The sequence below is a fragment of the Pseudoalteromonas sp. OOF1S-7 genome (assembly GCF_022347765.1).
Lineage (GTDB): Bacteria > Pseudomonadota > Gammaproteobacteria > Enterobacterales > Alteromonadaceae > Pseudoalteromonas.
This window is the reverse complement of the sequence record NZ_JAKRFZ010000022.1, coordinates 21,544-45,162: the sequence shown is the minus strand read 5'-3', so window position 1 is coordinate 45,162 and position 23,619 is coordinate 21,544. Positions and strand designations below refer to the sequence as shown.

Sequence of the window (23,619 nt, the reverse complement as noted above, 5' to 3'; positions counted from 1 at the left end):
GAGTGCTTAACTCAGCGCCCGGACAAAAAATTTTCGACTACACTGAAATGAAATCCACTGGATACAGGTCTTGTCGTTACAGCAGCATGTTCAGGTAGCAAATAGCTACCGATAAGTACGGGCATGAACATGCTGCTGAACCACCTATACATAGTGACATAGCAGTCATTGTGGATCGAAAACCGCCACACTCTGTCTGGCACACACTCAATGAGGAAGATAATATGAAAGCACTAACAGGGGCCGCGATGGCGGTCATGGTTGCAGGTCTGGTAGGGTGCAATGCAACCGATAATTCGTCATCCAATACGGCTAGCACAGGCGCAAACGCCGCTAGCACAGATCTGGTGCATTGCTATGATGTTAATGTTTGTGGTGGCCACAATGACTGTAAAACGTCAAGCAACGCGTGCGCCGGACAAGCCAGCTGTAAAGGTACCGGGTTTGTGGCAATGCCAGCCAAAGCCTGCGCAGATGTTGGCGGTAATGTAAAAGATGAGTGGGTCGGCTCCGTTGCTAAATCCGACCTGGTTAAGTGCCACGATGTGAATATTTGTGGTGGTCATAATGATTGTAAAACCGCTAATAACGCCTGTGGTGGTCATGCTTCCTGTAAGGGCACCGGATTTGTAAAAATGCCAGCCAAAGCCTGTCAGGATATCGGCGGTAAAGCCGACAGCTAACCAACCACCACCTGAGTCAGCAAGTACCGCTCCCGGCGAGCCTGACTTGCTGGCCCTCACCTTGAGCTTGAAACGGAGTTACATTGAACACATCACCTCCTTATTTGGGGTTTGGCCTGGGGCTCAGAACCTGTTATTTTGAAGACATTATCCAAACTCAGCCAGACGTGGACTGGTTTGAGATTATCTCTGAGAACTACTTTGTTGACGGTGGCAAGCCTTGGCATTATCTTGAGCAGATCAAAGAGCGCTACCCCATTGCCATGCATGGTGTGTCTATGTCCATTGGCAGCACTTGCAAGGTAAACTTCGATTATCTTAAGCAACTCAAACGCACCATACACCGTGTGAACCCAGTATGGATTTCTGATCACTTATGTTTCTCTTCACTGGGAGCCTTTAACAGTCATGATTTGCTGCCGATGCCATACACTGAAGAAGCGCTGGCGCACCTGAGTGAGCGATTACGCATTGTTCAGGATTTTCTGGAACGCCCCGTTATCCTCGAAAATGTGTCCAGTTACCTGACCTACCATCAGTCACAGATGACAGAGTGGGACTTTCTCTGTGCACTGCATCGTCAGTCGGGCTGTCAGTTCTTGCTGGATATCAATAACGTTTATGTTAGTGCCAGAAACCACGGGTTCGACGCGATGGATTACCTCAACGCAATTGAACAACAGGCCGTTGCACAGATCCACCTGGCCGGACACAGCGACTTCGGCAGTCACATTGTCGATACACATGATCAACCTGTATGTGATGCCGTTTGGCAATTGTTCCAGCGTTACACCCAATCCAGACCGCCCGTTAATACTATGATCGAAAGAGATGATAACTTTCCTCCTTTTAAAACCCTGATGGCAGAGCTGCATCAAGCCAGAGCGATTGCACCAAAGAGCTGGAGGTCGAATGGCTGACTTAGCCAAACTACAGCAAGCGTTTATCGATATGCTTAATGGCGCAGCTTCAGATCTGACAAACCACATTGCGCCGCAACCAGGTCTGGATGCCAAAGACAGGGCCGCTATTTACCACAATGCCTATCGTATTCGCCTGACCAAAGTGCTGGAGCAAGACCATGAGATGTTAGGGCGCTATCTGGGCGATGATTTATTTGATCAGCTGGTCGAGGGATATCTTGCTCAGTACCCTTCTTGTGATCCTTCCTTACGACACTTTGGCGACCGCCTGCCCACATTTCTGGCGCATCAGCCCCCCTTCTCTGCACATGGGATCCTGAGTGAAATGGCTTTATTTGAACGCCTGTTACTACAAGCTTTTGATGCGCCGGATGACACGCGCCTGACAATTCAGGCATTGCAACAGGTTCCGGCTAATTTATGGCCCAATGTAATGTTTACGCTTCATCCAAGTGTACGATTGCTCTGCTGTCAGTTTGCCGCGGTTGAAAGTTGGCAGGCACTCAAGCAGGCAGATACCCCACCGCAACCCGAGCTCCCAGCGTCGCGTTATTGGTTAATTGTTCGCGAAATGGATCTGCGCACCGCGTTTCATCCGCTCTCTCATAGTGACTATGTGTGCCTGAAAGCAATAAGTGACGGTCTGCCCTTTAGCTTCGTTTGCGAGGCCGCAGCCAGGCTGCATCAGGATACTGAAACAGGCACACATGCCGTGATGCAATTACTACAAAAAGCGCTGAATGCAGGTTGGCTTAGCCAGTACACGCTGCCTGTGAACACACCAGATCAACCCGATAAGGAAAATCATGAAGCTCAGTGAAAAAATTCGTCTGTACCAGCTTAGCCTGATTGCCAGTATGCTGTTTGCTTTTGTCGGCTTTGCTTACAATGCCTGGCGACTTGAGGTCTCGGAACAGAACAACAATATTCGAACCGCCTGCTTTGAAATGCTCAAAGAGCTGGCACAACTTGAGCAGCTGATTTACATCGCCCATTATGATCAAAACAAGGTAGAAGGCAGCCCACGCAAAGGCTGGATAAGTGTAGGCTTAATCAATGACTTCAGTTATCTGACCAATGGCGAACTACAAAAAAGTGCCACTACGCTCAAAGCAACCTGGTCAGAAAACTGGCAAAGTATTGATGCCAGCACCCAGGCCGTTGATTTAGTCGTTAAAGACATAGACAATGTGCGCACTGAAATAAAACAGATACTCAATAGACTGGAATAGCCTGGTTGCCTGCATGCGCACATTGGCAGTCTGATATTAATACACAGACTGGCCCATCATTTAGTCATTGTCCTTCAACAGCCGCTGTCGTTTTGCTACCGATCACAGTTTGTTTAAGCACGCATCATATATCTTAAGATTATAACTTTTGGCGTACTGGTACGCTTCACTACGTGCGGCTTTATCTGCCTCACTGCGCAAGGTGTCCCCCGTTCCGGGCATGACTTTCACACCACAACGCGCTTCCAGATCCTTGAATGCAAACTGTTCAAAGCCCGGCACGACGGGCCGTCGGCCCGTCGTGTAGAACAAACGAAAGTCTTGCTTGTCCAAGGCTTCTGCGAGTGCTTGCTGAAGCTTGTCATCAACACTGGCTTCTTGTTGCTTATGCATCCCCTGGCACCCCATAGTCAGGCCTACACTAAGCAGGGTGCCCACTGCGGTGAGTTTACCCTTCATACTTTTTTACTCCTGCCCGGATGCACAGGTGTGTAATCAATAACCAGAGCATCACAAATAAGCCACCGCCTGAACCGCCGTCATCCAAAGACTGTGTAGGAGTCTGTGGATCCGGCTGTGGATCAGGTTGAGGGTCTGGCTGCGGATCGGGTTCTGGCTCCGGTTCTGCGGGTGCAGCCGCTACCGTTACTGTAACCTGGCCCGTTGCACTGCCGCCGTTCCCATCTGTCACGGTGTAATTGATGGTATCTGTGCCAGAAAATTCGCTGCCAGGAGTATAAACCAAACCATTTTGAACAATGGTAACCGTACCACTACCCTGATAGTCCACCGACGAGATACTCAGTGGATCGTTATCTACATCAGTGTCGTTACTCAGTACAGTTAGCAACACTTGCTGAGCCTGAAAGTCGACGTCGAAGGTGTCATTTTGCGCCACAGGCGCATCATTGACCGCCGTTACTGTCACCTTGATGGTGAACATATCGCTGTTTTGACTATTTTTAGTTGCAATTGCAGATATCTGCAGCTCTCCATTGTAATTTTCGCTCGGGGACACTGTTAGATCTGTATGAGTATAATTAGCGCCGGGAAACAAAGTAATTGAATCCACTGCCAGACCCAGCTCAAAATTAAGGTCTTCTTTTTTTATCTGTATCCGCTGGTCTTCAGCAACAGACAGCGCTTGTTGAGAAACAAATACGGGTTTTATGGGGGCTGGCGGGCCATCAAAGTTAATCGTAAAGTTGCCCGAGCTGATTGCAAAAAAGACATTATCAGTACAGTTAACTCTGATGCGAGCAGAGTCAGTGCTTATTGCCGACGTGATGACCACATCCTGCTCTCCATCATTATCAACCCCGTTCGCCAGCGACGTGCCAAAGTTCATTCCACCATCCGTTGACAGGCTGATACTCACTCTGCTGCAAGATACCGGCGCATTCTGAGTGTTCGCGGTATCCCAGGTCACTGTGTGGGTTTGAGAAAGCCACTGGCTGCTGCTGTCGGGCTGTGTCACGGTGAACCCGGTCGCTGAGTCGATCACAGTCACTTGCATCGTATCACTGGCGACATGCCCCTGACCATCTCGTACTGCCAGCCGAAAGTTCAGGGTTCTGTTCGTCGTTGGATAGGCCTCCCCATACGCTACACTGTTGGTCAGAATATCGACTAATTTGGGAAAGGTTCTGCTCGGGCCCATGGTTGGGTTGAACACTCTGAACAAGGGGCCGGTGCCAGCATCAATCGCATCCTGACTAGCACTGTTGGTCGCTGTGCCCAGGTCGAACTGTTGCCAGCTGTAGCTTAGTGTGTCTGAGTCAGAATCTGTCGCACTGCCTGTTAAAGTGAAAGGCGTACGTGCAGGGATCGTAAAATTATCGCCTGCTTCAACAACCGGACTTTGATTACTCAATTCAGTGCGAGTACCACACGTGTTACCAACTCCCTGACGAGTTACTTCCACCATTTGCTCTATGGAATGTAAATGAAAAAACGGATCTGAGTTTTGCTGTAAATCCTGTTCACCACAAATACCGGTATATCCCATGATGGTCGACCCACTGGCAGGTTCGTAGGCAGATAGCCCAGCGCGGTTTCCCTGACAGGCTCCGACCAAACCATTGAAGGTGTGCTCGGCACCCAGCTGGTGACCAATTTCATGGGCAACATAGTCAATATAAAACGCATCAGTCTCAGGCTCCGGACTGCCTGTCAAACCTGCTGCTTTCTGGGTTGTGCATACTACCCCAAGCCCGGCGACCCCGCCTCCGGTCGTCACAACCAGGTGGCCAATATCATAGTCCGCGTCACTCATTACGCTTTCTATTGCCTGAGTTATAATATCCCCGTCTATGTCCTGATCAGTGTTGGTAAATGGGTCAGTGTCAGCGTCCAGAAAAACAATCAAATCATTATTAGCAACAAGTTGAAAGGTCACCCCAAGATCCCGGGCATACACCTGATTAACCCGGTTAACCATCGTCACTATGGCTGCCAAACCCAGAGCCCGTGTACCACCATGATAAGCGGTATACTCTCCGGTAGCCGCTACCGCAAGACGATAGACTATCCGTTCACTAATCTGACTGGTTTGCATCAGGTCACCTGGTTTATTTACCATGACATCTGAAATACCGGGAAACCGGAGCGGCGGATGACGTTTGATATCAGCTGAAAGTGAATGCTGCTTGGTTGAGTTAAAATAGTAGCTGCGATAGCGATGAGATGCAGATTGCGGGTCGATATAAACTGTTTTTCCCTGATGCTCAAACATCCCGTGAAATCCTTTGGGTGACAGATCAAAAGTACCAAAATTCCCGGGCTCTCCCAGCCCCACTCCCTTAAAGGTCATGATGTCCGGGTATTTTCTTGCCAGTTCTGGCGCCATCACCTGACTGGGCTCCAGACGAAAGGTGACAAACTCACCATTAGGTAGTGGCAACGCCATGTCCAGCGTGTTTGCAGCCACAAACTTTGCTCTGACGGATGCTAAGTCGAGTTCCAGGTATTGCTCGGTGTGCATGCGCTTAAGCTGGCTATCTCGCTCAAGCGCAGTCCAGTGGGTCTGGTCAATTAACTGTATTGCAAACGCGCTATGACAGCTGAAAAGCAGCATCAGGCATATCAGTGAGAGTTTATTCATAGTTAGCCCCGTCGAACTGTTGTCATTTGGGTCATAATTTGACCATGTAAATACAAGCATAGACGGTTCGCACTCATTTGGAGGCGCTTTATCTCAGGATTAATAAATGTACCTAAACAGTTTACTTATTCCAGCACGTTCAGGCACACTTATCTGAGCAGTTTAACAGGTTGTTTTTACAGAGAATAATCGCAAATGTAGGTATCTAGATCGGCTCAGCCTGGCCTGCTAACTTGCCTTTGCCTGCCACCCGGTAACGCTGTTGATATTTACGTTTCGCGACGACCAGAGCTAGAGTGCCCACCACTGAAGGTGCCAGCCATGCCATTAAAATAGCCTGCTCTCCCAATATCTCAACGAGTAAATACCGGCCTCCTACAGCGCTAAATGCAGTATACACCCCTATGCCTGAGCCGATCATCGCGCTCAGGTGTTCAATCACCCACTGCCTGGGCTGCACTGCCTGTGCAAACGTGTAGCGCATCATCTTAATCGCCACAAGCATACCGATAACGCTGAACACCAGATATAACACCTGGCCACTTTGACTGCCCAGATAAGCCACATAAAGTGCACTACACAATAGGGCAAGGTAGTTGAACATCATATCAGCCCGCCTTAATGACTGACGAGGTGCCTTGTCTTTGAGCGCTCGAACACCATGCACAACGGATGTCAAGACCAGGAAAGACAACATAAGCAGGAAGCTGGCCCGTCCATGCGCGTTTTGGATGAACTCAGCCTGGTTTTGTGCCTGCTCAAAAGCCTCCTGATAAATGGAAACGGGATCAAACAAAACCAGTGCACAGCACAAAATGCCTGTTAAGGCGACAAGCTGCATACAATAAACGTAGGCTTTGCCCGACAGGTTGTGCACCTTTCCCCCTTTTTTAGCCAAAACAGGTGCCCAAAATAAGAGCAGCGTACAACTACCCACTATGATATGGATGAACAGTGAAAATTGATGAATGTGTTGCATGACGTTTTACTCCTGAATTGATGTTGGTTCAGAATAGGGAAAAGCCATTCGCCCTTCATGTCACTATTGTCACTAAAACACAATGACATTCGTCATACTGCCTTTCTTGCTCGGATCTGATATAAGTACAGAATATCAATACAAACGATGACTTTACTGTGCAGTCTTACTTTCAATATCAACCATCTATGCTTGTAACAGCACTTGTCACCTGGTGTGCGGTTGCCATTCCAAGCCTCCTTGCGCTCTCTCAGGCTCCGGCCTGGACCTGGTTACCTCACTTGCTGCTGCTGCCGCTTATTTTGCTGGTAACCAATGAATCTCAGCAAAGCTACGGCTATGCCGTCAGGTACTGGCTACTTGCGATTATGGCCGTTCTGATCCTGAGCGCAGGCTTTATGTTGCCCTCATCGGTTTACCTTATTTACAGTGTAATGCTCATTGCCATATTGACCTTCTATTTGTCACCGGTGCAATCCTATTGCTACATAATCTTTGCAAGTCTTGCCTATCCACTGACTCAAATTCTCTACTGGGCCCAGCCATGGCCCTGGGTAGAAACCGGGTTGTTTGCCTCGTTTCACTTATTTTCTTACGTAGTAAGCCATAGGATGCGCCAGGAACGTGCCGCTAAAGAGCAGGCTCAGCTGGCCAACAGCCAGTTGCTGGCTACCCAGTCTTTACTGGGGCAATCGGTTTCACGACAAGAGCGACTTCACTTAGCCAGAGAACTACATGATGATGTGGGCCATCAGCTGACCAGCCTGATTGTTAATCTCGACGTTGCCAGAAGAACTGCGCAGGAGCCGCTCAAGTCTCAGCTGCAACAAAGCTATACGCTGGCGCGCGAAACGCTGGAGAAAATCCGCACACTGGTCAGCGATAAACGTGCTGAGCAGCCTCTTGATCTGGAAGCGGTTCTGGCGGAGCTTATCCATCACGTGCCCCGAATCGAAATCTCGCTGGCATTCTATCCGCATCCTGTTTTGCAAAGCCTGAGCCATACGCATTGTATCTTGCGGGTTTGTCAGGAAAGCATCACCAATACCCTCAAACATAGTAACGCCACTCGCCTTAGCATTGAATTTTGCCCCAATGACGAGGCGGATTTTAAGATGAAAATTATCGATAATGGCTCGCCTGCTAAGCAAAATGAGCCCGGTAATGGTTTACTCGGCCTGCAAGAACGGGTGAGAGAACTCAAAGGTGACTTTGCCTGGCAAAGTTCATCCGAAGGCTTTGTTGTACAAGTTAGTTTTAAGGAAACACCAGTTAATGCATAAAATAAAAGTTCACTTAGTTGATGATCAGGCGCTCGTCCGGCAGGGCATGCAGGCACTGCTGGGATTGTGCGGAAATATCGAATGTAGCAGCAGCTCTGAAAATGGCCTGGCCTTTATCAACGACTACACAGCAGGCCTGATTGATACAGATGTTGTGTTACTGGATATGCGTATGCCCGAGCTCGATGGGATTGGCGTGCTGGAGCAACTCAGCGGGTTACAAACAGCACCCAAAGTACTGATCCTTACCACATTTGACGATACCACAAAGCTTCAGCAAGCCCTGCAACTGGGAGCCAACGGCTGCCTGCTAAAAGACGTTGAACTGGAGGAGCTGGAAGCTGCTATTGAAGCTGTGCACTGCGGAAAGCTGGTGATCCAGAGTGCATTGAGCACTGTGTTTAAACACGCAGAGTCGGTGCTGGCCGAGCTGACTGACCGCGAAAAGCAGATACTTGTGCTCATCGCACAAGGGCTATCTAACAAAGAAATTGCGGCCCAGCTCTTTAAGGCCGAAGGCACTATTCGCAATCATGTTTCTAATTTGCTCAGCAAGCTGCAGGTTAGAGATCGCACTCAGGCTACACTCAAAGCGGTAGAACTGGGCCTGGTGCAGCAAAACAGCTAATACCAGACGTTCACTAAATGTGAGATATAACCCACTCAATGAGTGAGAGAAATAGGTTAAACCTGTAATTTACCTATATTGAGGGCGATTCACTTGCAAGATTAGAACTCAAACTCTAGAGTACAGCCTGTTTTATTATTGCATCGGACGCACTATGGCTTATTTAATCAGATGGATCTCGGGCATTGCCTTGCTGACGCTGGCATTACTGACACTACTGAAAGGACATTGGGTAAATGCCGCCCTGTTTGCCACTATGGGTATTCTGGCTTTTCCCCGCTACTCGCAAACACGCTTGGATGGCAATGCAGGCTATGGCCGCAAGTTGTATGAAAAACATCTGGTTGCTCAGTCCAACGAGCGCTCAACAAGCTCACCTTACCTGCTCATTGGTATTTCGCTTGTTGTTGTCATCGCTTTATATCAGCTTCTACCTAGTACAGCCGTTTAGAGCCACTGACAACTGGCCAGAATAATGGAACCAGGCTCCTGCGCAAGGCAGCCTGGTTCCATTATTTACTTAATTTGCTCTAACCCGTTGTGAAATACCATAGTTGCTTCGTCACCAGCACCACACTGGGTACCAAGAGGGTAACGACAAACCGATATCGCTTTGCGATTAGCATCCACTATTTCAACGACCTGGACCGCTCCGTCAGTGGCAGAAAGATGAAGCTTACCGTCCACCACGGAGAATTGTCCCTGAACATTTCTGGGGGTGCCTTTTGAATAAAGATACTCCCACTCGCCATTAGCTGTCGGCATTAATGAAAAGAAGTAAAGTTCAGACTCGTCCCCTGATTTCACCGTAAACCTAGTTTGGCTCAGCCAGCTATAGTTAAAACCAGATACACTATGTTGCTTTTTCAGCTGAAAAGGTTTGACGGCTTTACCCATAAAGACATGAGGACCGCCCGGTACCAGCTCAGAATCCGATGTAAATGAGATGTACAAGATATCATTATCTCGCGCCAGTAACTTCATCTTGAAAACACAAGAAACATAGCAAGTATCATCGGGGCACACCGTCACGGTGCCCAGCTCTGGGTGCACTATCTTCTGTCGCTCTATTTCCCCATTCTGATTAAAAGCCCAAAGGGACGCAGGGAAGGCCAGGTTTGGGATATGGATATGGTCTTCATAGTAATCGTAACGAATATCGCCGCTGCGCCAAGCACCTACCGTATTGTCGTAATTGAAGTGCAGATCCTGTTGCTTAATCATGAAGCCCGTACGGACCAATGGCGCAGTATTATCGGTATCATGCAAAGTGGCAATCACACGCAGACCAATTCCGTTGACCGGCTCTACAATTCTGAATGTAAATTTCTTTTTCACACCATTGCGCCAATACTTTAAAGACAAACGATTCCCTCTTAAACGCCACTTGAAACGACTGGTGCTGTTGTCATAATGTGTTATCTCGCCACGCCCATTAGCAAAAAAGCGCGCATCAACATCACCAAATACAGATACTGAGTCTGCACCTTGGTATATATGATCAACAGCCGGCAGCGACCAGACCCCTTCAGCCAGATCAGTAGGCCATTCATCCATCGCTTTTGCCGATAATAACAAGCCGGAAAAACTCTGCTGGCTGGTCTCCACCACTTCCATAGTATCCAGCCGCACTATACGAATATGCTGAACATAGGTCACTTCATCGCCGCTGCCTTTAGGGTATACACTCCATTGATAGATCTCTGAACGAAAAGGCGTCCCCTGCTCAGTAAATTCCCATATTAGCTCGGGTGACTGGAGGGTGGCCTGGAGTCCATCTGCCGTTTTACGCCACTGCAGCGCGCTTGAACTTGTACTTTTGTATTCACCTGCACCACGCTTTTTAAGCGCTAAACTCACAACCGGTTCATCCGGTGTGTTACCAGCGAGAAAAAACTTGCCCTTTTTAATCTGGTGTAACTCTGACAAAGTCATTGCCTTGGTATTGAACGCCATGGCCAATATCAGAGAGCCTAACAGCGGGATTAAAATTCTAGCTATACTCATACTCTAACTCCTTGATTATATTTTTATTTGATAGCAAACAGAATGTGTTGCATTGTCACTGTGACAGAGACGTCAAATTTGTTCAAGAAGTCGTCAATAAAGTTGAAAAAGATGGGTAAATGGAGAACCAATTAAGGACCAATATAACTTCGGTTGTGCTCCGCCAGAGCCCGACGAATCTTATCAATGAATTCACTTTCTGTGCCAGGATGAAATGCCATACACGCCCTCTGTCCCGAACGGTCACGTACTTCCAGCGCGGAAGTAACTGTCTCGTAGGGCTTACCGATCAGACGCAGCGCCTCATAGATGGTAAACTCTGTGGTAATCAGAAAATCTACCCGCCCTGCCAGTAGCTTTCTGGCCAACGAGCTGGGCTCAGCAGACAAGTCCAGGTTGACACCGCCCTTAAACCCTTTGGAGAGCAGATATTCATGGGTCACACTGCCTCTGACCAAAGCAGTAATGTAGCGCTTAGCATCGTCAAGTGAATTAAGCTTTATATCGTTTCGGGAGGCTAACCGAAAGAGATGCTCTTTGACCGGTCTTAACAAAGGACACGCCCATTCAAAATGGGCTTCGCGCTCGGGTGTTCGAAAAATCGAATAAATCATGGTGTTGGGCTGAGTCTGCGCAATTTTCATCGCCCTGGTCCAGGGGAAAACCAGAATTTCGTAGCTGACACCAGCAGCGTCCAGCACTTCGCGCACTTTTTGGGTTGCACGCCCATCGACCTGCCCCTGTTGATTGATGAAGTTGTAAGGCACCCATTCTTCAGTTACCACCTGGAGTTGGATGTCCGGCTCAGGTGAGGGCACAATCACGGGACGCGGTTCCAGATTTGCGGCGACTAAATCGAGAGACATGACCAGCGATGCCAGCAAAGTTAAAAAACCTCCCCTAAATACCGTGCAATACCTCATGCAATATTTTTAACCTCAATACCTGCTATCTCGACCAGAACCTGCGCAACTACATCCGCAGACTTTGCAATTTCTGAGCCTCTCATGCAACATGCTAGACCAAACTCTCAAACAGATCACTGCTATGTTAAAAAATATCCTCCTTTTCGTCTCTTTACTGATGTGCTGTACCCTTACCGCACACGCTTCACAACCTACAACAACCCTGACTGAACAGCAGCAGCAACAAGCATTACAACAGCTGAAAGAGCCCATGTATCGCCCGCTAATGGAACGCTATGTGCTGGATGAATTAAAGTCTTTACGGCAGGATCAGCAAAAATTACGTGAAGATGTCACCTTACAGCTCACTCACAAACAACTGGATGCTGCCGACCGGGCACTGACTTACACCACAGACACCATCAACAACGTGTTATTTATTATTACCGCGACCGCCTCACTGCTGGTTTTGGCCGGTTGGAACTCACTACGCGATATCAAAAATAAGGTAGAAGAAACCGTTAATGATCGGGTGGGCGATATTACGGCAGAGTATGAACAAAGACTCGGCACCTTGGAGGAAAAGCTCAAAGAGCGCTCAGAAGAAATCCTCAATAACCACCGCAAAATCACCATCACCAATGAGGTCCATTCATTGTGGATGCGGGCCAATCTGGAAAGTGATATGCAAGGTAAAATCGAGATGTATGACGAAATCCTTAAGCGCCAGCCTGATGACGTCGAAGCACTGGTGTATAAGGCAGATGCACTGCTGGAACTGGAGCAAACCGGTCCGGCCATTAACCTGTGTAACCAGGCACTAGAAATCGACAGCGACTACGGCTACGCCTACTGGCAACGCGCTTGTGCTTATGCCATGCTGGAACAACAAGCAGATGCCATAGCCGACATTAAAATGGCCCTGGCTTACTCACCCAACCTGAAAAACGAACTAACACACGAACCGTCATTTCAGGTGCTGGAAACTAACCCAAGCTTTAAAGAGCTGGTAGAGCACTGGTAGTAACACCAGCCATAACAAGTCCCAAAATGGCGCATCTGACTAGAACGACTCAGTCAGTGCGCTTTTGTGATTAGCGGAAAAACACCACTTTTTTAATTTTACCCTCTTCAATTTGATAGCTAGTGACAAACTCTGAGCGTTTATCAACGACACCCGGCTCTGTACTGCAGATCTCTGAGGTTTCATGATCAATAACGATTGAGCCATGCGTCACTCGCTTTATTGACGTTGCTTTAAGACAGTGCATTTTTTTGAACATCAGTCCATAACGCTCAATAAGTTTTTCTTTGCCCTTAAACATCAGCGTTTGTGGATACATATAAAACTCAACGTCTTCTGCATATAACTCTATGAACTGGCGAATATTCTGTGCGTTGTATGCCATGATAAGCTTGTCTACCACAGCTTCGGCCGCTAACTCCTGCTCTGTCTTTGCTAGCTGATATTCACTGGCCTCTTCATCAAGCGCCGGGTTTGCCAGCCCGGAAACAGAGTAGATTAGCACAATCAGAACAAGTAGGTACTTCATAAATTACCTTTTGATGGGACAATTTGGCCTGCAAGATAACAAATTCGCGGATCAGAATACAGGTTCAGGCAAGATTCACGCTGTTACGGTGTCAATCTCTCAATACATTACCATTAACTCACCAATACTGCTCTACCGTAATGTGGCCTGGTTTTGCACGCCGATTCCGTGAAAAACCCATGGTCTGCAATAACGCGCTGGTATCTTTCACCATTTGCGGGTTACCACACAACATAAACTGACTGTCTGCGGGTAATTGGTCAAAACCACAATGGCGGCTCAGTTCACCGCTTTCCAGCAAACTTGTGACTCGCCCGGACAGCGTATGTTCGGCCCGCTCGCGGCTGACCAAAGGGACATAATTAAACTGCTTAAATATTTTTTCGGTATCCAGTAGCATGTCTTGATAACATAAGTCCTGCGCATGACGCACACCATTCACCAGAACCACTTTATCAAACCGCTTCCATAGCTTGCCATCACTTAGCATTGATAAAAAAGGACCTATCGCGGTTCCGGTGCTGAGCATCCACAGTACGCTGGCGTCCGGTACTTCATCGAGTGTAAAGAATCCGCTGGGTTTACCTGCCACCAGAATATCATCGCCAATGTCTAACGAGGCCAGTGGAGAAGACAACTGACCATCCGGTACTTCGATCAGAAAGAATTCGAGTAGTGGGTCCTGAGGCGCATTAACGAAAGAGTATGCGCGAGACACTTTCTTATCTTCAACAGGCAAAGCCAGCTTGGTAAACTGACCGGCACAAAAAGGGTCGATGTCTGCCGCCACTTTGATACTAAATAAGCTGGGTGTCCACCACAGCTTTTCGACCACTTTACCATTCACCCAGTTTGCCATAATTGCTCCCGATCATTTTACTATGCCCGCCCCTTAAATCTGGCATAAAGTGAGGTAAAAACAAATTTTTATGCTAAACCATCAAAAACCACTGTTGTTATAACGACGGGCACCAGTGTTTAGCCAACGCACCCGACAGAGGTGAATGGTGGCTTTTATTTCGAGTTCGTAGCGCCACATCCTGATTCAGACCAAAACGCGCCGACAACAACACAACAAACTCACGATAATCTGCTGCTATTTCCTGTATGTCCTGGAGTTGTTGCTGCTGTGTCTGACTCAGATTATTAGCAGCATTATATGACCGGAAGGTGTCCAGCCAATTTACAAAACGCTGTCCGTGGTCAGTGAGCAAACCGAGATCAAGTGTGCTCTGAGGGCGTAGCCGATCATAATTCCCCAAGTCATTCGTCGCCAACGCCACAACCAGCATATTAGCAACCACAGCCTGGGCATTACGCCTGTCTTCTATTTTCAGATAATGATTGCGAGCCTGCTGATAAGCGCGCAGTGCTTCATCATAGCGTTTGAGCTGCAAAGCCGTGTTACCTTTGGCTACATGCAAGCCTGCCAGTATAACACTCGGTAAATACCCCTCGTCTATGCCTTCAAGTAAACGAAAACCAATTGCAGGCTGTTCGATATTACGGTGTACTATCGCAATATTAATCTTAATGAGCGCTCTGGTATCGTGTGTTCTCGCATAGGTTAAGGCGCAGCGATAATGTGCCAGGGCATCCTGAGGTTGGCCGGCCTTGCGATAGGCCACTCCGATATTATTGATAATATTGAGCTCTTTTCCTTCCACATCAGAAGCCAGATGAGTCGATTGGAGCGCCATGGCTGCCTCCTCAACCAGCGGCCAGTTTTGTTCTCGGGTTGCAGCCATCAGTAAGTAGCGATATACCAGAGTGGTGTCTGCGCAGAGCGTTCGTCGGAGACTTTGTTTATGGTTTAAATAGGTTTGTATGGCTTGATGCGGCTGGTTGGTTGCCTGTGTTTTGAATAACTCAACAGGCAAAGTACATGTATTCTGTGTTGAAACAGCCAACGCCCAGGTCAGTAACATCATCGAAAAAGCCATCATCTCTGAACCTAATATAAAAACAATCACCCTGAGTATATCGCGAGTTGGCGATATAAAACCAACGAAGCTTAAAGATCAGAGCACTTATATCGGAACAACTAATACCAATTTGCTTAATTAAGTGTTCTATTTTGAGGCAAGAAAATATGCTCGCTAACCAGGCAAAAATTTGCGAACTCATACCTTAGGTAAAGGTTATAAATGAGAAATTTTTAACGCCGTTAGCGTCATATTTGCTCCTTCAGATTGAACAGGTATTTAGTGAAATTGGTATAAAATAGTCAATAAACGTTCGGAAGCACTTGAAGAGCAACTCCTGAAATGTGTGGCTATGCTCAGCAAGCCAACAAATCGCAGGTTAAAAAAAAGCCGCACTAAGTGCGGCTTTTTGGGTGTGATTCGCGTTGTTTTAGGCGTGTCTCCAAAACTCTGCGATTACGTTACCAAGGAACAGGGAGGCCCTGTTAAAGGACCGAATTCGTTAAATTGATTCTAGTGCGATCTTAACCATTTCATTGAACGTGCTTTGACGCTCTTCCGGGGGCGTTGCTTCACCGGTGATCACGTGGTCACTCACAGTGAACAGAGCCATCGCCTTTGCGCCGTATTCAGCGGCAACGCCATACAGACCAGCCGTTTCCATATCAACAGCCAGTACACCCAGCTTGTCCAGTTCAGGGTAAAAGCTGCTGTCGGCCTGATAGAAGGTATCTGTGGTGTACACGTTGCCTACTTTTGCTTCAATACCCAGACGACGAGCTGCGTTAACACCGTTTTCAAGCAGACCAAAGTCGGCCAGCGCGGCAAAATCATAGCCACGCACACGAGCGCGGTTGACGTTTGAATCTGTACTGGCACCTTGCGCGAAGATCACATCACGAATTTTGGTATCCTGATTGATACCACCACAAGTACCGATTCGAATTAAATTCTTAACACCAAAGCTGACAATCAGCTCGCGAGCATAAATAGACATAGATGGAATACCCATGCCTGAGCCCATAATACTAACTGGCTTACCGTTATAAGTGCCGGTAAAACCAAACATGTTGCGTACGTCCGTTACCTGACGTGCGTCTTGCAAAAAGTTTTCAGCAATGTACTTGGCACGCAGTGGGTCCCCTGGCATTAGCACCGTTTCTGCAAAATCACCTGGGTTAGCATTAATATGCGGAGTACTCATAACATGTTTCCTTTAAATCAAGCCTTAGCGAGTTGGGCTGCAAAGCCATCACCATAATCACAAGCAGATAAGTTAAACCATTGAGCCAGTGTCTGACCCATATCTGCGAAGCTGTTTCTTTCACCTAACGGAGTATTGTTCATTCCGTTACGATACGCCAATACTGGCACGTATTCGCGGGTGTGGTCTGTGCCCGGTGCGGTCGGATCACAACCGTGATCGGCCGTAATAAGCAGCAGATCATCGTCTTTTAACTGATCGAGTATCGTCGGCAAATAGGCATCAAATTGCGCCAACGCTTCTGCATATCCAACCGCATTGCGGCGGTGACCAAATTTTTCGTCAAAATCCACCAGGTTAGTGAAGATCAAGCTATGGTCAGGCGCACTGTCAATGACTTCGCTGGTTTTTTCCAGCAGATTCATCAGTCCAGGCGCTTTGTGCTTTTGCGTAATACCTTGATGCGCATAAATATCTGCGATCTTACCGATACTGATCACCTCACCACCATCGTTTACCAGCTTGTCTAATACCGTTGGCGACGGTGGCAACACTGAGTAATCGCGACGATTACCAGTACGAATAAAGTCGGCACTCGAAGTGCCTATAAATGGCCGCGCAATCACTCGTCCTATATTCATTTCATCAAGCAGTGCCCGTGCGATTTCACATACTTGATAAAGCTTGTCAAGGCCGAATGACTGCTCATGTGCGGCTATTTGAAACACACTGTCAACTGAGGTGTAGCAAATAGGCATGCCAGTTTTGACGTGCTCTTCACCCAGTTGCTCTAAGATGGTTGTACCCGACGCATAGCAGTTACCTAAAATACCGGGGAGCTCTGCACGCTTGCACAACTCATCAATAAATTCTTGTGGGAAACACGGCTGTGTGTTGGGGAAATAACCCCAATCAAATAACACAGGTACGCCTGCCATTTCCCAGTGTCCAGACGGTGTATCTTTACCACTGGATAACTCTTTTGCATAGCCCCAGGCTGCTTGTGGTTCGCTGCGCTCGGCAACTTCACACGTTTCTTTGCCTGCGGCTTCACATGCGGCAACTAAACCTAACTTACTTAAATTAGGTAAAGATAAGGCTTCGCCTTTTTCTTGCTTATAAGCTGCTAACAAATGAGCGAAGGTATTAGCACCAGCATCTCCAAACTTTTCGGCATCGGGCGCTGCACCAATGCCCAAGCTGTCTGCCATTAATATGATTGCTCTTGCCATAATTTACCTCTCATTTGTTTATTCTGACGCACAACGATTTTGTTTTTTTGTCGTGGTAACTCGTCAGAGGGTGTTACTTTATTTGTAGCCAAAATTAACGTACAGGACATAAGTCCGCTGTCATAAAAGCATAACAAAAAACAATTTGTACCTATATTAATTAAATCCTGCCGCTAATTGGACCAGCGGACATAAGTCCTGTTTTGTTATAACCAAAACAATTAAATTTGCTCCTTAAGCGAGGCAAAAGAGATTAATCGTGTCTTTTTTGCTATTGTGATCTTCCAACATTAACAGCTGCTGGGTGTGAACTTTAGTGACACGAACAATTATAGCCATCGCCGGCGCATCTGCGTCCGGTAAGTCTCTTTTTAGTCAAACTATTTATAACGAATTAGTAAACGAGCTTGAATCGGGTGCCATTGCCGTTATAGAAGAAGACGCTTATTACAAAGATCAATCGCATTTGCCGTTTGAACACAGAACTCAAACGAACTATGACCATCCGGATGCGTTTGAACATGCGCTAATGAAAGAGCACCTGACGCAACTGCGTCAAGGTAAGTCTGTACAAGTACCGACTTACGACTATGCTCAACATACACGCAGTAGTGAGACACGCACGGTAAACCCGGCAAAGATTTTAGTTGTTGAAGGGATCTTACTGTTAAGCGATCCAGCATTAATCGAAGAATTTGATATCAAGGTATTTATTGATACACCGCTTGATATCTGTCTGCTGCGAAGAATGCAACGAGACATAGAAACTCGCGGTAGAAGTATCTCTTCGGTGGTTGAGCAATATCAGGCAACGGTAAGACCTATGTTTTACCAGTTTATTGAGCCTTCAAAGCACAATGCCGACTTGGTCGTTACCCGTGGCGGTATGAATCGCGTTGCGATTGATATTATTAAAAGTAAAATAAAATATTTACTGCAAGAATAATACGGGAACAATCTGGCATGACAACAATAATGAGCTTAGTCGGCATGTTAATGCTACTGGCCATCGCCTACGCGGCTTCCACCAAGCGTAGTGCCATTAATTATCGAACCGTGGGTATCGCATTTATCATGCAAATACTCATAGGTGGCTTTGTACTTTTTGTAGAAGCCGGTAAAAACGCGCTGGCGGCCATGTCGAAAGCGGTTTCATCTGTCATTGGATATGCCAATGACGGGATCAGTTTCCTGTTTGGCCCATTAGCGGGTGCAGACAACATAGGGTTTATTTTTGCGATCCAGGTATTACCTGTAATCGTGTTTTTCTCAGCTCTGGTCGGTGTGTTATATCACATTGGTATCATGGAGTGGATCATCAAAATCTTAGGGGGTGGTCTACAAAAACTGCTGAAAACGTCCAGACCTGAGTCTTTGTCGGCAACGGCAAACATTTTTGTGGGACAAACTGAAGCACCTTTAATTGTAAAACCTTTTATCCCTAAGATGACCCAGTCAGAACTCTTTGCTGTGATGGTCGGTGGTCTGGCAACGGTGGCAGGTTCAGTCATGGCTGGCTATGTCGCCATTGGTGTTGAATTAAAATATCTGATCGCAGCCAGCTTTATGGCAGCACCGGGTGGTTTCCTGATGGCCAAAATGATAGTGCCGGAAACCGAGAAGCCAAAAGAGAACCTCGCTGAGGTAGACAGTGGCGACGACAAGCCGGTAAATGTGATCGACGCGGCGGCAGCTGGCGCGTCAAGCGGTATGCATCTGGCACTGAATGTCGGTGCTATGTTACTGGCTTTTGTGGCACTGATTGCACTATTAAACGGGTTACTTGGCGGTATCGGTGGGTTATTTGACTATCCGACACTGACACTACAAGAGATTTTGGGCTATGTATTTGCTCCGGTTGCCTGGATGTTAGGTGTACCTTGGGCAGAAGCCACTCAGGCAGGCAGCTTTATCGGCCAGAAATTGGTTGTAAACGAGTTTGTTGCTTACCTGGATTTTATGAATTATCGCGACACGTTAAGTGAGCACACACAAGCGATTGTCACATTCGCGTTATGTGGATTTGCTAACTTGTCATCGATAGCCATCTTACTAGGCGGACTGGGCGGTATGGCGCCAAGTCGACGAAAGGATATCGCACGCTTAGGGCTCAGGGCGGTTTTAGCAGGGTCTATGGCTAACCTAATGAGCGCAGCAATTGCAGGGTTTTTCCTCTCGCTAGCTTAGAAACTTAATGAGATATGCCTCAGTTGCAAAACAATTGGTTGGTTGCTTTAAGGGGTTAGAGTAACCAAACTAACTTGAACGATACTTCACCAAAGGGCCTTTATGGCCCTTTTATCGTTTCTGCCTCACCACTTTTTACCATCCGATAGGTTTCCTGTGCATGCAGGTACAGCCCTTTCACAATACGATAAAACCCCCAGATAAGCAGCAATGGCATTAGGATCAGGTCAAACAGGTTCACCGCCAGTGTACTCACCAGGTAGTGTGACAACGCATTTTGCTGATATCTGACATGCTTAGGCGATACTTTTTCCAATTCATGAATGCTCGACTCAGCTTTATCTTTTAGCGACGCTTTATTTTGTCCGTGCGTGACGTCCTGGTGATATTGCAATAATGCGGTGCGACCCGTGGTTTTATAGCTGCCGCTGACAGAATGACTGATAGCGCCGCTAATATGAATGGCATAAGGCAACATCAAGTGCAGCAACACAAAAGTGAGTAACAGACCTTCACACACCCGCTTTAAGACCGCACACAACACCACAGGCAAGCCAAACAGCTCAGCACACAGCCAGATTGTCGCACCGCTCAAAGTGACCACCAATAACGGCATAACGATGACGTGAGCGGCTTCACTGAGTAAGGACAGGATCTCCACGGCAACCAGTGACGCAAGGTTAAGATTAATCCCTTGCTGCAAATAATGCGTGACCGTCGCGATCATATTGCCAACATCGACTTTAAATTCAGCAATGAAAGACACGCCCACCTGACTGCTTTCAACCACTTTAAGCAGGCCATTGATCTCGGCCAGATAGAATAAATCGTCCAGCGCCTGAACCTCAACGTGATGCAGATACGCCTGATTACTCAGATACAACGCATCCGGGCGATGCTGCCAGTCGTGGTAGTGGATCACCACCAAAGTTAAAAACGTCACCACAATAAGCAACAACAATGCCCGCATGACCGTGTGTTCATGCTGCCAGAGCTTTTTTGCAAAGTTCATGATTTTGCTCCCTCTGCTGTGCACTTCATAGCATTAAGCCCCGATTCACCGGCTATCACCACATCAACATCAACTTGGGTATTCACCCCTGCAAGTTGTGCGGAATCTGAGTATTGCCACAACCACCAGGCCTTCGCCTGCTCTGGCACACTGGGGCTGTCAGCGTAATCAGCCAGCCAAAAAGGTTGATTGGCAAATTGGGACGATAAGTTTTTTTGCCAAAAGTCGCCATAGCTGTAAAGAATCGTCTGGCATCCAGTGCGCTGTTGCAAAGTTGCGATGAATTTTGCAACCCCGTTGCTGATCTGCTCGGGGGAGCGGTTACTGGTGATCTCCACATCCAGCATAGGCATTAGCGTCAGCCCGACTCCCTGTACGGTCGTCACAAAGTTTTCGACCTGCTTAGTGGGATCGTCATCTGGCTCAAAGAAATGATAAGCTCCCACTTGCAAACCGGCCGCCTGCGCGCCCTTCAGGTGAGAGTAAAATGCAGGATCGCGATAAGTAATGCCATCCGTAGCCTTGATGTAAACAAACTGCACTCCGGTATTCGCAACTTGCTGCCAGTCTACAGCACCCTGATAATGAGATACATCGACCCCCAGTACCGGCGTTGCATTGGGGTTGCTGAGATACTGATGCAAGTTCTTCGGAAATAGGGCTTGTAGCGGCTTTTCAGCTTGTTGCACTGCGGGCATAAAGCCAGGTCGGAAAAAATAGAGCAAACAGGCCAAGGCCGCAAAGAGCACAAAGACCATGGGTGAATCATGTTCGAGTGTTTTGCTGGAAAGCATTCAGTGTCCTTATCATAAATGGGTGCTACCAAGCGAATAGCATTTAGTTTAGTCAAAGGAAGTGAATTTGTCTGATGAGATATAAGAAAAGAAACGTGCGATGAGCTGGCCGATCTGGGTATTCGGCTCGCTCACGTGTAGTTAAGATTACTTATTGTTTAAGCTGCGCTTTTGCTTGCTCCACTTTATCGTAATCGAGGCCGAGTTCCTGTACGGCTTCCTTGATCAGAGCCGGGTTCTGCATCACAAGTGCCATCAGCTGTTGTAGTTTGTCAGCAGGGATATTAAGTTGCTGAACAACCGCCATAGCCATCAGGGGATTTTCGGTCAGTGCCTGAAAAACCTCATTGATTTTTTCATCACTAATATTGTGCTCTTTAAGCAGGGCAATAATGGGGTTCATGTGTTTTATCCTATTTTAATCTAGTGGTGAATCGTTACGGCACAATACGGCGCCATAAAATCCGTCAAATTCTGAACTGATACCCGGCAACAGACTTAGCTCTTGCTGCAATGTCCAGTCGGGATTTGCATCCAGAAACTGTGCAACCTGCTGTTGATTTTCAACCGGCAGCACTGAGCAGGTTGCATAGACCAGCTTACCACCCGGACGACACATTTGGCTGTAACGCTGTAATAAGTCTGTCTGAAGCGCAATGAGCTCATCAATGCTTTGCTCGTTCAGATGCCACTTACTGTCCGGATTACGCCGTAACACCCCAGTTCCGGAGCACGGCACGTCGAGCAAGACTCGGTCAAACTTGTCTTTCAGGCGCTTGATAGTCTTATTATTTTTAATAACCCTGGTTTCAATCATGTGACAACCGGCACGCTTTGCACGCTTTTTCAGGTTGTCCAGTTTATGCTGATGAATGTCCATCGACAACAGACGACCTTTGTTGTTCATCAAAGCTGCAATATGCAAACTTTTGCCGCCAGCACCGGCGCAGGCGTCGACCACTTTCATGCCTGGTGCCAGGTCAAGTAACGGCGCTATTTGCTGAGAGCCAGCGTCTTGCATTTCGCACTCACCTGCCTGAAACGCGCTGGATTTAAACAGTTTATCAACCGCCTCTATCGCAAGGGTATCCGGCAACGATGAGGAGACGAGTTCACAGGCTATCTGCTCCTTCGCTAACTTACTGGCAAGTGACTGCGCTGAGCTTTTCAAGGTATTGGCTCTGAGATAATAGCCCGGCGCACGATTTAACGCTTCAGCGACCACGGGCCACTGCTCTCCAAGCTGAGAAGCACCCAATGCATCCAGCCAATCAGGATAGCTGAGCTGAATTGCCAGGGGGGCGGCCGCCAGCCGGGTTTGTAGCTCTGCCGTTGATAAGTCACACATTTCTGGCCAATCAGGAATTGGGTCGTCTTTGAGCATGTGGTAAGCCTGCCAGACAGGCCAGAAATCCTGGTCACTGGCTTGACTAAGATACGTCAACTTGCGCGCAAAACGCACCAAATCATACAGTGTTGTGACAAAGTAGGCTTTATCTTCACGGCGCCACTGTGGATTATCATGTAAATGGTATTGGATTACTTTATCGGCATACAGTGATTGTTGAAAGATGCCATTAAATGCGGTGTGTAAGGTACTGATAAGTTGACGGTCAACGGTCACGCGGAATTCTCTGCCTGCACTAACTAAGGTTGAATTGTAACGCTTTTGTCGGACTCAAACCACATTAGAGTTGTGAAACTCCGATGCTAACCTCTGATTTATACCAATTTGCTTAATTAGGTGTTCTATTTTGAGGCGAGAAAATAGGGTCGATAACAAGGCAAAAATCTTGCTATTTAGTTGTTCTAAATTATAAATTTTTAACGTAGTTAGCGGCAGATTTACTCCTTCAAATTGAACAGGTATTAAGTAAAATTGGTATTACGCCCGTTTTCATAAGATAAAAGGCCAGCATTCAAATACTGGCCGTTTTACAATGCGACATGGTTTTAAAATTCCTGGCAA

General features: G+C 47.4%; 24 protein-coding genes. 10 read left to right on the top strand and 14 right to left on the bottom strand.

Going from position 1 to position 23,619, the window contains the following annotated elements:
* Nucleotides 1-224 precede the first annotated feature (224 nt).
* From MHN33_RS21570 to MHN33_RS21555, 4 genes are all read left to right on the top strand, one after another.
* The gene (locus MHN33_RS21570; RefSeq protein ID WP_239401264.1) at nt 225-683 is read left to right on the top strand and encodes a hypothetical protein; all 459 of its coding nucleotides are present in this window, start codon (nt 225-227) and stop codon (nt 681-683) included.
* An 83-nt stretch (nt 684-766) separates the two neighbouring features.
* A complete protein-coding gene (locus tag MHN33_RS21565; protein WP_239401262.1) occupies nt 767-1,603 on the top strand; it encodes a DUF692 domain-containing protein in 837 nt (278 codons plus the stop codon).
* Nucleotides 1,596-2,426, top strand: a complete 831-nt coding sequence (locus tag MHN33_RS21560) for a DNA-binding domain-containing protein (RefSeq protein WP_239401260.1) — start codon at nt 1,596-1,598, stop codon at nt 2,424-2,426. The genes MHN33_RS21565 and MHN33_RS21560 overlap by 8 nt, the downstream gene beginning before the upstream one ends.
* Nucleotides 2,413-2,838 (top strand): hypothetical protein, encoded by a 426-nt coding sequence (locus tag MHN33_RS21555; protein ID WP_239401258.1) that lies wholly within the window; start codon nt 2,413-2,415, stop codon nt 2,836-2,838. The genes MHN33_RS21560 and MHN33_RS21555 overlap by 14 nt, the downstream gene beginning before the upstream one ends.
* A 102-nt stretch (nt 2,839-2,940) precedes the next feature.
* Here MHN33_RS21555 and MHN33_RS21550 read toward each other — a convergent pair whose 3' ends face one another.
* The 3 genes from MHN33_RS21550 to MHN33_RS21540 form a co-directional block, all read right to left on the bottom strand.
* Nucleotides 2,941-3,297 (bottom strand): hypothetical protein, encoded by a 357-nt coding sequence (locus MHN33_RS21550; RefSeq protein WP_239401256.1) that lies wholly within the window; start codon nt 3,295-3,297, stop codon nt 2,941-2,943.
* A complete protein-coding gene (locus MHN33_RS21545; protein WP_239401254.1) occupies nt 3,287-5,941 on the bottom strand; it encodes a reprolysin-like metallopeptidase in 2,655 nt (884 codons plus the stop codon). The genes MHN33_RS21550 and MHN33_RS21545 overlap by 11 nt, the downstream gene beginning before the upstream one ends.
* 205 nt (nt 5,942-6,146) lie before the next feature.
* A complete protein-coding gene (locus MHN33_RS21540; protein WP_239401252.1) occupies nt 6,147-6,920 on the bottom strand; it encodes a hypothetical protein in 774 nt (257 codons plus the stop codon).
* A 188-nt stretch (nt 6,921-7,108) separates the two neighbouring features.
* Between MHN33_RS21540 and MHN33_RS21535 the strand changes: the two genes are divergently transcribed.
* From MHN33_RS21535 to MHN33_RS21525, 3 genes are all read left to right on the top strand, one after another.
* Nucleotides 7,109-8,203, top strand: coding sequence for a histidine kinase (locus MHN33_RS21535; protein ID WP_239401250.1), 1,095 nt, complete (start codon nt 7,109-7,111; stop codon nt 8,201-8,203).
* On the top strand, nt 8,196-8,831 hold the full coding sequence (locus tag MHN33_RS21530; protein ID WP_239401248.1) for a response regulator transcription factor: 636 nt from the start codon (nt 8,196-8,198) through the stop codon (nt 8,829-8,831). The genes MHN33_RS21535 and MHN33_RS21530 overlap by 8 nt, the downstream gene beginning before the upstream one ends.
* A gap of 154 nt (nt 8,832-8,985) precedes the next feature.
* Nucleotides 8,986-9,282 (top strand): hypothetical protein, encoded by a 297-nt coding sequence (locus MHN33_RS21525; protein WP_239401246.1) that lies wholly within the window; start codon nt 8,986-8,988, stop codon nt 9,280-9,282.
* Nucleotides 9,283-9,347: 65 nt separating this feature from the next.
* Here MHN33_RS21525 and MHN33_RS21520 read toward each other — a convergent pair whose 3' ends face one another.
* The gene (locus MHN33_RS21520; RefSeq protein WP_239401244.1) at nt 9,348-10,838 is read right to left on the bottom strand and encodes a hypothetical protein; all 1,491 of its coding nucleotides are present in this window, start codon (nt 10,836-10,838) and stop codon (nt 9,348-9,350) included.
* Nucleotides 10,839-10,969: 131 nt separating this feature from the next.
* Nucleotides 10,970-11,704, bottom strand: a complete 735-nt coding sequence (locus MHN33_RS21515; RefSeq protein ID WP_239401242.1) for a transporter substrate-binding domain-containing protein — start codon at nt 11,702-11,704, stop codon at nt 10,970-10,972.
* A 217-nt stretch (nt 11,705-11,921) separates the two neighbouring features.
* Here MHN33_RS21515 and MHN33_RS21510 point away from each other — a divergent pair, with 217 nt between their 5' ends.
* Nucleotides 11,922-12,767, top strand: coding sequence for a tetratricopeptide repeat protein (locus tag MHN33_RS21510; protein ID WP_239401306.1), 846 nt, complete (start codon nt 11,922-11,924; stop codon nt 12,765-12,767).
* Nucleotides 12,768-12,837: 70 nt separating this feature from the next.
* Here MHN33_RS21510 and MHN33_RS21505 read toward each other — a convergent pair whose 3' ends face one another.
* The 5 genes from MHN33_RS21505 to MHN33_RS21485 all read right to left on the bottom strand — a co-directional run bounded on the left by MHN33_RS21505 (nt 12,838) and on the right by MHN33_RS21485 (nt 17,657).
* Entirely contained in the window at nt 12,838-13,296 is a 459-nt protein-coding gene (locus MHN33_RS21505; protein WP_239401240.1) for a nuclear transport factor 2 family protein, read from the bottom strand.
* A gap of 118 nt (nt 13,297-13,414) precedes the next feature.
* On the bottom strand, nt 13,415-14,155 hold the full coding sequence (locus tag MHN33_RS21500; RefSeq protein ID WP_239401238.1) for a ferredoxin--NADP reductase: 741 nt from the start codon (nt 14,153-14,155) through the stop codon (nt 13,415-13,417).
* A gap of 97 nt (nt 14,156-14,252) precedes the next feature.
* Nucleotides 14,253-15,242, bottom strand: coding sequence for a tetratricopeptide repeat protein (locus MHN33_RS21495; protein ID WP_239401236.1), 990 nt, complete (start codon nt 15,240-15,242; stop codon nt 14,253-14,255).
* Between the two features lie 481 nt (nt 15,243-15,723).
* On the bottom strand, nt 15,724-16,425 hold the full coding sequence (deoD, locus tag MHN33_RS21490; RefSeq protein WP_054013530.1) for a purine-nucleoside phosphorylase: 702 nt from the start codon (nt 16,423-16,425) through the stop codon (nt 15,724-15,726).
* Nucleotides 16,426-16,442: 17 nt separating this feature from the next.
* Nucleotides 16,443-17,657: a phosphopentomutase gene (locus MHN33_RS21485; RefSeq protein ID WP_239401234.1), complete on the bottom strand. Its 1,215-nt coding sequence runs from the start codon at nt 17,655-17,657 to the stop codon at nt 16,443-16,445.
* 316 nt (nt 17,658-17,973) lie between these two features.
* Between MHN33_RS21485 and udk the strand changes: the two genes are divergently transcribed.
* Together udk and MHN33_RS21475 are read left to right on the top strand one after the other, a co-directional pair.
* Nucleotides 17,974-18,603, top strand: a complete 630-nt coding sequence (gene udk, locus MHN33_RS21480) for a uridine kinase (RefSeq protein WP_049865267.1) — start codon at nt 17,974-17,976, stop codon at nt 18,601-18,603.
* A 17-nt stretch (nt 18,604-18,620) separates the two neighbouring features.
* Entirely contained in the window at nt 18,621-19,844 is a 1,224-nt protein-coding gene (locus MHN33_RS21475) for a NupC/NupG family nucleoside CNT transporter (protein WP_239401233.1), read from the top strand.
* 100 nt (nt 19,845-19,944) lie between these two features.
* Here MHN33_RS21475 and MHN33_RS21470 read toward each other — a convergent pair whose 3' ends face one another.
* From MHN33_RS21470 to MHN33_RS21455, 4 genes are all read right to left on the bottom strand, one after another.
* Entirely contained in the window at nt 19,945-20,856 is a 912-nt protein-coding gene (locus MHN33_RS21470) for a hypothetical protein (protein WP_239401232.1), read from the bottom strand.
* A complete protein-coding gene (locus MHN33_RS21465; protein ID WP_239401231.1) occupies nt 20,853-21,650 on the bottom strand; it encodes a GH25 family lysozyme in 798 nt (265 codons plus the stop codon). The genes MHN33_RS21470 and MHN33_RS21465 overlap by 4 nt, the downstream gene beginning before the upstream one ends.
* A gap of 151 nt (nt 21,651-21,801) precedes the next feature.
* A complete protein-coding gene (locus tag MHN33_RS21460; RefSeq protein WP_046004601.1) occupies nt 21,802-22,053 on the bottom strand; it encodes a DUF2999 family protein in 252 nt (83 codons plus the stop codon).
* Nucleotides 22,054-22,068: 15 nt separating this feature from the next.
* Nucleotides 22,069-23,274, bottom strand: coding sequence for an RsmB/NOP family class I SAM-dependent RNA methyltransferase (locus MHN33_RS21455; protein WP_239401230.1), 1,206 nt, complete (start codon nt 23,272-23,274; stop codon nt 22,069-22,071).
* Between the last annotated feature and the right edge of the window lie 345 nt (nt 23,275-23,619).

What these genes read in the sequence shown, in the direction of transcription:
- MHN33_RS21570 (WP_239401264.1), top strand. Translation starts at nt 225, where the DNA reads ATGAAAGCACTAACAGGGGCCGCGATGGCGGTCATGGTTGCAGGTCTG.
- MHN33_RS21560 (WP_239401260.1), top strand. Translation starts at nt 1,596, where the DNA reads ATGGCTGACTTAGCCAAACTACAGCAAGCGTTTATCGATATGCTTAAT.
- MHN33_RS21555 (WP_239401258.1), top strand. Translation starts at nt 2,413, where the DNA reads ATGAAGCTCAGTGAAAAAATTCGTCTGTACCAGCTTAGCCTGATTGCC.
- MHN33_RS21550 (WP_239401256.1), bottom strand. Translation starts at nt 3,297, where the DNA reads ATGAAGGGTAAACTCACCGCAGTGGGCACCCTGCTTAGTGTAGGCCTG.
- MHN33_RS21545 (WP_239401254.1), bottom strand. Translation starts at nt 5,941, where the DNA reads ATGAATAAACTCTCACTGATATGCCTGATGCTGCTTTTCAGCTGTCAT.
- MHN33_RS21540 (WP_239401252.1), bottom strand. Translation starts at nt 6,920, where the DNA reads ATGCAACACATTCATCAATTTTCACTGTTCATCCATATCATAGTGGGT.
- MHN33_RS21535 (WP_239401250.1), top strand. Translation starts at nt 7,109, where the DNA reads ATGCTTGTAACAGCACTTGTCACCTGGTGTGCGGTTGCCATTCCAAGC.
- MHN33_RS21530 (WP_239401248.1), top strand. Translation starts at nt 8,196, where the DNA reads ATGCATAAAATAAAAGTTCACTTAGTTGATGATCAGGCGCTCGTCCGG.
- MHN33_RS21525 (WP_239401246.1), top strand. Translation starts at nt 8,986, where the DNA reads ATGGCTTATTTAATCAGATGGATCTCGGGCATTGCCTTGCTGACGCTG.
- MHN33_RS21520 (WP_239401244.1), bottom strand. Translation starts at nt 10,838, where the DNA reads ATGAGTATAGCTAGAATTTTAATCCCGCTGTTAGGCTCTCTGATATTG.
- MHN33_RS21515 (WP_239401242.1), bottom strand. Translation starts at nt 11,704, where the DNA reads ATGTCTCTCGATTTAGTCGCCGCAAATCTGGAACCGCGTCCCGTGATT.
- MHN33_RS21510 (WP_239401306.1), top strand. Translation starts at nt 11,922, where the DNA reads ATGTGCTGTACCCTTACCGCACACGCTTCACAACCTACAACAACCCTG.
- MHN33_RS21505 (WP_239401240.1), bottom strand. Translation starts at nt 13,296, where the DNA reads ATGAAGTACCTACTTGTTCTGATTGTGCTAATCTACTCTGTTTCCGGG.
- MHN33_RS21500 (WP_239401238.1), bottom strand. Translation starts at nt 14,155, where the DNA reads ATGGCAAACTGGGTGAATGGTAAAGTGGTCGAAAAGCTGTGGTGGACA.
- MHN33_RS21495 (WP_239401236.1), bottom strand. Translation starts at nt 15,242, where the DNA reads ATGATGGCTTTTTCGATGATGTTACTGACCTGGGCGTTGGCTGTTTCA.
- deoD (WP_054013530.1), bottom strand. Translation starts at nt 16,425, where the DNA reads ATGAGTACTCCGCATATTAATGCTAACCCAGGTGATTTTGCAGAAACG.
- MHN33_RS21485 (WP_239401234.1), bottom strand. Translation starts at nt 17,657, where the DNA reads ATGGCAAGAGCAATCATATTAATGGCAGACAGCTTGGGCATTGGTGCA.
- MHN33_RS21475 (WP_239401233.1), top strand. Translation starts at nt 18,621, where the DNA reads ATGACAACAATAATGAGCTTAGTCGGCATGTTAATGCTACTGGCCATC.
- MHN33_RS21470 (WP_239401232.1), bottom strand. Translation starts at nt 20,856, where the DNA reads ATGAACTTTGCAAAAAAGCTCTGGCAGCATGAACACACGGTCATGCGG.
- MHN33_RS21465 (WP_239401231.1), bottom strand. Translation starts at nt 21,650, where the DNA reads ATGCTTTCCAGCAAAACACTCGAACATGATTCACCCATGGTCTTTGTG.
- MHN33_RS21460 (WP_046004601.1), bottom strand. Translation starts at nt 22,053, where the DNA reads ATGAACCCCATTATTGCCCTGCTTAAAGAGCACAATATTAGTGATGAA.